At 35.6% G+C, this 6,728-nt stretch carries 7 protein-coding genes; 4 read left to right on the top strand and 3 right to left on the bottom strand.

The genetic code is table 11. The annotated features are described in order from the left end of the window. Together HRT72_12160 and HRT72_12165 are read left to right on the top strand one after the other, a co-directional pair. The coding region (locus HRT72_12160) for an ATP-dependent DNA helicase RecQ (GenBank protein NQY68457.1) at positions 1 to 299 on the top strand (299 nt) is incomplete at its 5' end. 11 nt (positions 300 to 310) lie between these two features. Next, positions 311 to 715 carry a hypothetical protein gene (locus HRT72_12165; protein NQY68458.1) on the top strand — a complete coding sequence of 135 codons (405 nt, stop codon included), beginning with the start codon at positions 311 to 313 and terminating at the stop codon, positions 713 to 715. Here the strand turns inward: HRT72_12165 and HRT72_12170 are convergent. From HRT72_12170 to HRT72_12180, 3 genes are read right to left on the bottom strand one after another with little or no spacing between them, the layout of a single operon-like run. Beyond that, positions 705 to 1,898 carry an amidohydrolase gene (locus HRT72_12170; GenBank protein NQY68459.1) on the bottom strand — a complete coding sequence of 398 codons (1,194 nt, stop codon included), beginning with the start codon at positions 1,896 to 1,898 and terminating at the stop codon, positions 705 to 707. The two genes, HRT72_12165 and HRT72_12170, sit on opposite strands and share 11 nt — an antisense overlap. Before the next feature lie 2 nt (positions 1,899 to 1,900). Further along, positions 1,901 to 2,269: a sulfite exporter TauE/SafE family protein gene (locus tag HRT72_12175; protein NQY68460.1), complete on the bottom strand. Its 369-nt coding sequence runs from the start codon at positions 2,267 to 2,269 to the stop codon at positions 1,901 to 1,903. An 8-nt stretch (positions 2,270 to 2,277) separates the two neighbouring features. Next, entirely contained in the window at positions 2,278 to 5,502 is a 3,225-nt protein-coding gene (locus tag HRT72_12180; protein NQY68461.1) for a PD40 domain-containing protein, read from the bottom strand. 148 nt (positions 5,503 to 5,650) lie between these two features. Here HRT72_12180 and HRT72_12185 point away from each other — a divergent pair, with 148 nt between their 5' ends. Beyond that, positions 5,651 to 6,292 (top strand): MBL fold metallo-hydrolase, encoded by a 642-nt coding sequence (locus HRT72_12185; protein ID NQY68462.1) that lies wholly within the window; start codon positions 5,651 to 5,653, stop codon positions 6,290 to 6,292. A 2-nt stretch (positions 6,293 to 6,294) separates the two neighbouring features. Then, positions 6,295 to 6,728, top strand: a 434-nt coding sequence (locus tag HRT72_12190; protein ID NQY68463.1) for an aminotransferase class III-fold pyridoxal phosphate-dependent enzyme, incomplete at its 3' end; no start/stop codon positions are given.

Genomic DNA, 6,728 nt, shown 5'->3' on the forward strand with positions numbered 1-6,728 from the left:
TCATTCAAAATATTGATCGAAAATTACCTTTAGAAGACATCGCTTTCTCCAAACAACTTTCGGTAGATAAACTTATCGATGAAATAGAGGCAATTGTATCTTCTGGAACGAAGGTTGACATTAACTATTACATAGATAACGAAATCGATAACGACAAAGTGGATGAAATTTACGAGTACTTTAATGAAGCAGAAACAGATTCGGTTCAGGATGCGATTGAAGAGCTTGGAGAAGACGATTTCACAGAAGAAGAAATTCGATTGGTCCGTATAAAATTCATGTCCGAACTAGGCAACTAATACTATATCATATGAAAACAAAAATCATATTATCCTTCGCTATTATATTACTTTCTTGTCAAATTCTAATTGCACAAGACTTGGCCAAAATGGGTTTAGATGACCTCCCGCAAGTAAATACAGATGAAGCACAAAGGCTAAACCAAGAATTATCTGATGTGAAAGGTGACTTCGACTTTACCGGTAAAAAAATTGGCTTTGCAAAAAGTTTAATCCTTCGTTCCAAAAATGAATATTTTGAAGAGTCTAAAGAATACTTAGACGATCACAATTTCATGGGCGACAAACTGATCGTATTAAATGCAGAAGAAAAAGATCATGCCAATGGATATGATGCAATCATTATTTCTTATTTGCCGAAAGCTATTTCGGAAAGATTCCGGGCTTCTATGATCAAAAAAATCGCTACGCAATAAGATCCTTAAGCGCTGCCCACGCCATTAATCCCATTCCTATTTCTAACGCAGATTCGTCAATATTAAACGTGTCGTTATGAACGGAAGAAGTAATTCCCTTTGATTTGTTTTTTATTCCTAATCGATAAAAACAAGCTGGCACTTTATGTGAATAATACGCAAAGTCCTCTGCTGTCATCGTAATGGGAATTTCCTCTACATGTTCTACTCCCATATATTCGATAGCTGCCTCGCTAAACTTACCCATAGAGTCATTATCGTTATTCAGGTATGGATAGCCTATCATTATATTTACATCAACACTTCCTCCCATCGATTCCGCTATCCGACTAGCTTCAACTTTTATTAGTTCATGAATTTCCGATCTCCATTCTTCGTTCAATGTCCTGAGAGTTCCTTCTAATTTAACCTCTCCCGGAATTACATTTGTGGCTCCTTCACCTATTATCTTTCCGAAAGCCAAAACCGTAGGTGCATTGTTACGATTACGCTCCCCAACTAAGACTGGTAATTCCAACAATAATCTAGCGGCAATCTTTAAAGGATCTATTATAAAATCTTGCATGGCAGCATGACCACCTTTCCCTTTAGCCGTAATATAAACCTCATCTGCCGAAGCCATATATATTCCTTTTCTATAGCCAATCTGACCAACATTTAATAATGGAGCGACATGTTGACCAATAATTCTATCCACTTTAGGGTTTTCTAAAACGCCCTTCTCAATTAATAAGGATGCCCCGCCTGGAAGTTTTTCTTCTCCAGGCTGGAAAATAAATTTGATTGTACCGTTAAACTCAGATTGGAAATTGCTAATAATTTTTGCCGCACCAATCAAAGAAGCCGCATGCACATCATGTCCACATGCATGCATTACGCCTTCATTTTTCGATTTGTATTCAACATTGTTCATCTCCAAGATTGGCAAAGCATCTATGTCAGCACGAAGCGCTAGACAATAAAAATCAGGATCATTACCCTTGAACGTGTATACAGCTCCTGTTTCTAGCCCTTCCATTTTTTCGAAACCAGTCATGCCATCCATTATATTACAAATGAATTCTGTCGTTTTAAACTCCTCAAAAGACAATTCAGGATTCATATGTATATGCCTTCTAATGTCTATTATCTCTTTGGACAATTCTCCTGCAAGAGCCTTAATTCTATCTAAAATATTGCTCATATCTACTTAAAAAATATCATCTTAATTCCTACTAGAAGCATAAAACCTCCAAACAGTTTGGATAAAACATCATCGCTTAGAGAAAGTGAAAATCTTGAACCAAAATATCCGCCAAAAACAAAAGCCGCTGCAATTACTCCAGCATATGCCATATTAAGATTACCTTCTTTATAATAATTCATCACAGCTAAAACACCAACTGGAAGAAGTAATATCGACAAGCTCGTACCTTGCGCCGCATGCTGATCCATGCCCATAAAATAAATTAATGCAGGCACCACTACAATACCTCCTCCAACACCAACCAAGCCACTAAGAAGGCCAGCACTGATACCAATTAATACGAGTTTTATTAAATCTACAATGGGCATAATATGCGTTAAAAGTCCAAACCTACAGAAAAATAAAACACCCCCCTATCTCTCCGCACACCATCTTCTATACCTCTCCCCCAATCTGCACGTACAAAATAATTTGATATAGTACTTCTTACTCCAAACCCATATCCATATACAATTGGGTCACTAAAATCTTTTATGTACACATTTACCTCTCCCAGATTAATCGCTCTAGAATATGTTTGATTTACCTCATTAAAAGGCGATGGACCAATCCATGCCGTTCCGATATCCATAAACCCAATTATTTGAAAATTCGTAATAAATTCTGACCTCATAGGGGTAGCCGACAAGTATTTATTTATTGGTAATCTCAACTCATTAGAAATAATTACGTAGGAGTTTCCATTTCTAATATCTCTCCGAAATCCTCTCATAGAGGTTGCATAAGATTGGAACTTATAGTTTTGGGTATTATCAAATCCATTAAAAATTTGATCTTCTATTTGATTTTGGCTAATCCAGTTATCAACAGCACCCAACCTGTAATTTTCCTTTATACTTCCGATTGAAGTTTTTGCATGTACACGAGTAGCGAGGATAAACTCCCTATGTATTTTCTGGTAATGTCGATAATCAAGAGAGACCTTAAACATACTTTGATGAAGGCCATTGAGTTCATTTAAAAATTCGATTCCCATCTTCGTTCTTGTTCCAGAATATAAGTTGAGTCCCTTTTTGATTGTGTTGTCGAAAACGATCTCAGAGTTAACCCCACCATAATAAGATTTAATATTTGGCACCGCCAAGGTTATCAAGTCTTCTGGTCTAATTATATCGTTAACATGAATAGCGGTGGCTCCGAAACGCACACTAAGCACTTCACTAAATGGCCATTTCCAAGAATACTCAATCTTATTTAATCTAGAGTTCGGTGTGGAATTCGGAAAATCGCGTGGCTTAATGCTCTGCCTATAAAATGATATTATTCTATCCAATCGCTGACTTACATCTTGGTAAACCAAAAATGATTCGTTATCGCTTTTACCAAATAACTTTAATTCCGAATTAATTCCTCCGGTAATTCTATAATCTTCCATTAGGTCGCTTACTCCAACTTGTAAAAAAGCATTTTGCAAGGGCTGAGACACCCCTCCTCTAAATGAGAATGCAACTATGTTATTATTTAAAGCTCTTATATTAAAATAGTCATTTACAAAAGCTGGTTTGTATGTGTGCTTATCTGGTAATTCAAACTTTTGCTCTATCGTATCACCTAGAACACTGTCCATATTAATGGTGATAAACATTTCGGCACTTTCTTCGCCGATCAGGCCTTCAAAGTCAAATTGATAATCTTCGATATTTATCTGATCTTTTTTCTCATCCAATATTCTTTCCACATCATATTCAATCTTGGTATCCGATGCAACACTTGAAACCCCTTTCTTTTCTGTAAACACCTCCTCTATTATAGCTTCCTCCGCTAACTGGATCTCTCCAGAAAATATTCTGTACTTCCCTTTGCTAAATAACAACTGTACATATTTTTTATTTGCAGAGGAATAGTGATGTTCCTTTATACTTCTATTATACTCCGATATTCGATATATTTTAGAGAAATATTTATAATGAACTGTTGTATCCACGTGAGTTATCTCACTATCCAACTTCATAATATATTTCTCTTGAACTCCTCTCTTATTACTTAAAAAAGCAAGATGTCCTTTCCCATATATCTCAGGTGCAGTTTCATCCCAATCTTCTGTATCTGTTACACGTCTTAGAATATTACTATTAGTAACATTATCATAAATAAACAAATCGTTATTAGTTAACAATGGATCGTGTTTCTGAATAAAATCATTTTTCAATGTGTCGCTTGGCCGATTAGAACTAAAGATAATCTTGGTAGTTCCATCCATAAATTTCGGAGAAGAATCATCATAAATATCATTCGTAATTTGCTTTATCGCCGTGGATGAAACCGTATACACAAAGATGTCTGTTTGTCCATTTTTTACTGCAGAAAAGACTAAACGCCTTCCATCGTCTGAGTAATCCATGGTTAATACCTTTTCGAACTTAAACACTTCACGTTTTCGAAATTCTCCTTCCTTTATCTTATAATGAGTTAACCAAATCTTTCCTTTTCGCTCTGTTATCATACTAAATCTAGACCCTGTAGGATGCCAAGCAAGAATGGGATACGAATAATCTACAATTCTATCCAGCTTATGATCTACTTTTAATATTTTCTGTGCTTTACCATCGTCATCCAAATTCTTAATCCACACTTTATACTGGCCCAAAATATTACTCGCATAAATTAACTTAGTACCATCCGGACTAATTCTAGCTTGATAATAGTTACAATCCTTCTTGGGGTTTCCTATTAATCCGAGCCCAAACTCGCTGTCCCCTTCTACCTCAATCTTAGAGTAAATAGCATTATTATATACTAAAAACTCCTGATACAATGTTTTCAGACTAACTCCAAGAACAAAAAGAAAACCACTTTCAATGTTTCGACTCAAGTGAGTCATGTACAGTATATTAGAAACAACCCTTTCTCCGTATACCTTTGATATGTATCCCCAAAGAGCATGACCTAATTGAACTTGAGCATAGCTAGAAACGGCATTATACCTATCAAAAGAGCCTTCAATAAAGGAATCTCTAATTTTATTATTCAACTCTATGTCGTTGGGTGAAACCAGATATGATACCAAGCCTTGAGAATACCATTCGGGAAGTGTGATAAATACTTCACTTCTCACTCTCTCTCTAATGGTACCTCCGTACATTATCTTATTCACTAACATTTCTGTAATCACAGATCGTATTTGATTAAAGAAGAGTTCATAATCTCCTTCAAAATATAAAGATCCTTTTGACCCATGAATTCTGGCCTTTCCAGCCAAGCCAACTTCATTATCTACAGATAACCCAATGTTACTTTGCTGAAAATCAGACAATTTATTATAAACCAGCAGTTCTATTTTCTCATCAAAATCATAATTAAGACGCGCCTCTGCCTCTTCTATTGCAGCCTCAGCGTACTTGGCAGTGAGCTCAGCTAGCTTCTCTCCACCTTGATAGAAATAGACATCATACTTTTCGAAATTGTAATAGAACCAATAACGCTGCTCATACTGTATTCTATTCTTGCCAAATTCTGAACGCGTGGGATCGACTTGAGAATAGGTAAATAAGGGGCATAGTAAAGCCATTAGAGAAATAAACATGACTATTCTACTTGCCATATTTCCTCTTAATAAATTACTTTTTGAAATGTTCAATTCATTAAATCTGAACATAAGAATCTAGAGCTAATCTCTTTTTTAAGCGCTATATTAAATTTAACTAAATTTCAACAATTATATTACATTTGAATTCATAAGAACATACGCTATGATTGAAATAAAGTCGTTTGTATTTAACGAATTTCAGGAAAATACATATATCCTTTTTGATGAATCCAATGAATGCATAATCTTCGATCCAGGTTGCAATAATGAAAGTGAAGAAAATCAGATCTATGGATACATCTCAGAAAAAAAATTAAAGCCCGTAAGATTAATTAATACGCATTGTCATATTGATCATGTTCTAGGAAATAAATTTATTGCCGACACTTACAGCCTACCTTTGGAAATTCATAAGGATGAGCTATTTATGCTTGAAGCAGTGACCATGGTTGGTGCGAAATATCAAATTCATGTAACAGAATCACCAAAACCATCCTCCTATTTAAACGAAAATGATGTGATCAAATTCGGCAATTCAACATTAAACATTCTCTTTACACCTGGGCATTCACCTGGGCATCTTACATTTTATAATGAAGAAGAGAACATTGCAATCGTTGGAGACGTATTATTCCAAAATAGCATAGGAAGAACCGATTTACCAGGCGGTAATTACGAAACATTAATAAAAAGTATCAAAGAGCAATTAATGCCCCTGCATGACGACACCCTCGTTTATCCAGGTCATGGCCCGTCAACAACCATAGGGGTAGAACGAAATGTAAATCCATTCTTAAATAATTAATAATGAAAAGAGCAGAATCAAATAAGTTATATAAAGAGTCTTTAATCTACTTTCCAGGTGGAGTAAATTCACCGGTAAGAGCATTTAATGCAGTTGAAGGAGCGCCACTCTTTATGACCAAAGGAAACGGATCTAAGATTTGGGATGCCGATGGTAACGAGTTTATTGATTTTTGTAATTCATGGGGGCCATTAATTTTGGGTCATAATAACAGTTCTGTTAAAAAGGCTGTTTTAGAAACGATGAAAAGCGGAATGGGCTTTGGGACACCAACCGTTCAAGAGAATGAATTGGCCAAACTGATCCTAAACAACAATTCATACATTAAGAAAATAAGATTTGTAAGCTCAGGAACCGAAGCTGTAATGTCGGCAATTAGACTAGCAAGAGGTTATACTAGGCGAAATAAAATAATCAAATTTGAAGGGTGCTATCA

This window comes from Flavobacteriales bacterium (assembly GCA_013214975.1).
Taxonomy (GTDB): Bacteria; Bacteroidota; Bacteroidia; order DT-38; family DT-38; genus DT-38.

Bases quoted from the DNA above. Each gene is read 5' to 3' on its own strand.
- HRT72_12165 (NQY68458.1), top strand. From the start codon at position 311: ATGAAAACAAAAATCATATTATCCTTCGCTATTATATTACTTTCTTGT.
- HRT72_12170 (NQY68459.1), bottom strand. From the start codon at position 1,898: ATGAGCAATATTTTAGATAGAATTAAGGCTCTTGCAGGAGAATTGTCC.
- HRT72_12175 (NQY68460.1), bottom strand. From the start codon at position 2,269: ATGCCCATTGTAGATTTAATAAAACTCGTATTAATTGGTATCAGTGCT.
- HRT72_12180 (NQY68461.1), bottom strand. From the start codon at position 5,502: ATGGCAAGTAGAATAGTCATGTTTATTTCTCTAATGGCTTTACTATGC.
- HRT72_12185 (NQY68462.1), top strand. From the start codon at position 5,651: ATGATTGAAATAAAGTCGTTTGTATTTAACGAATTTCAGGAAAATACA.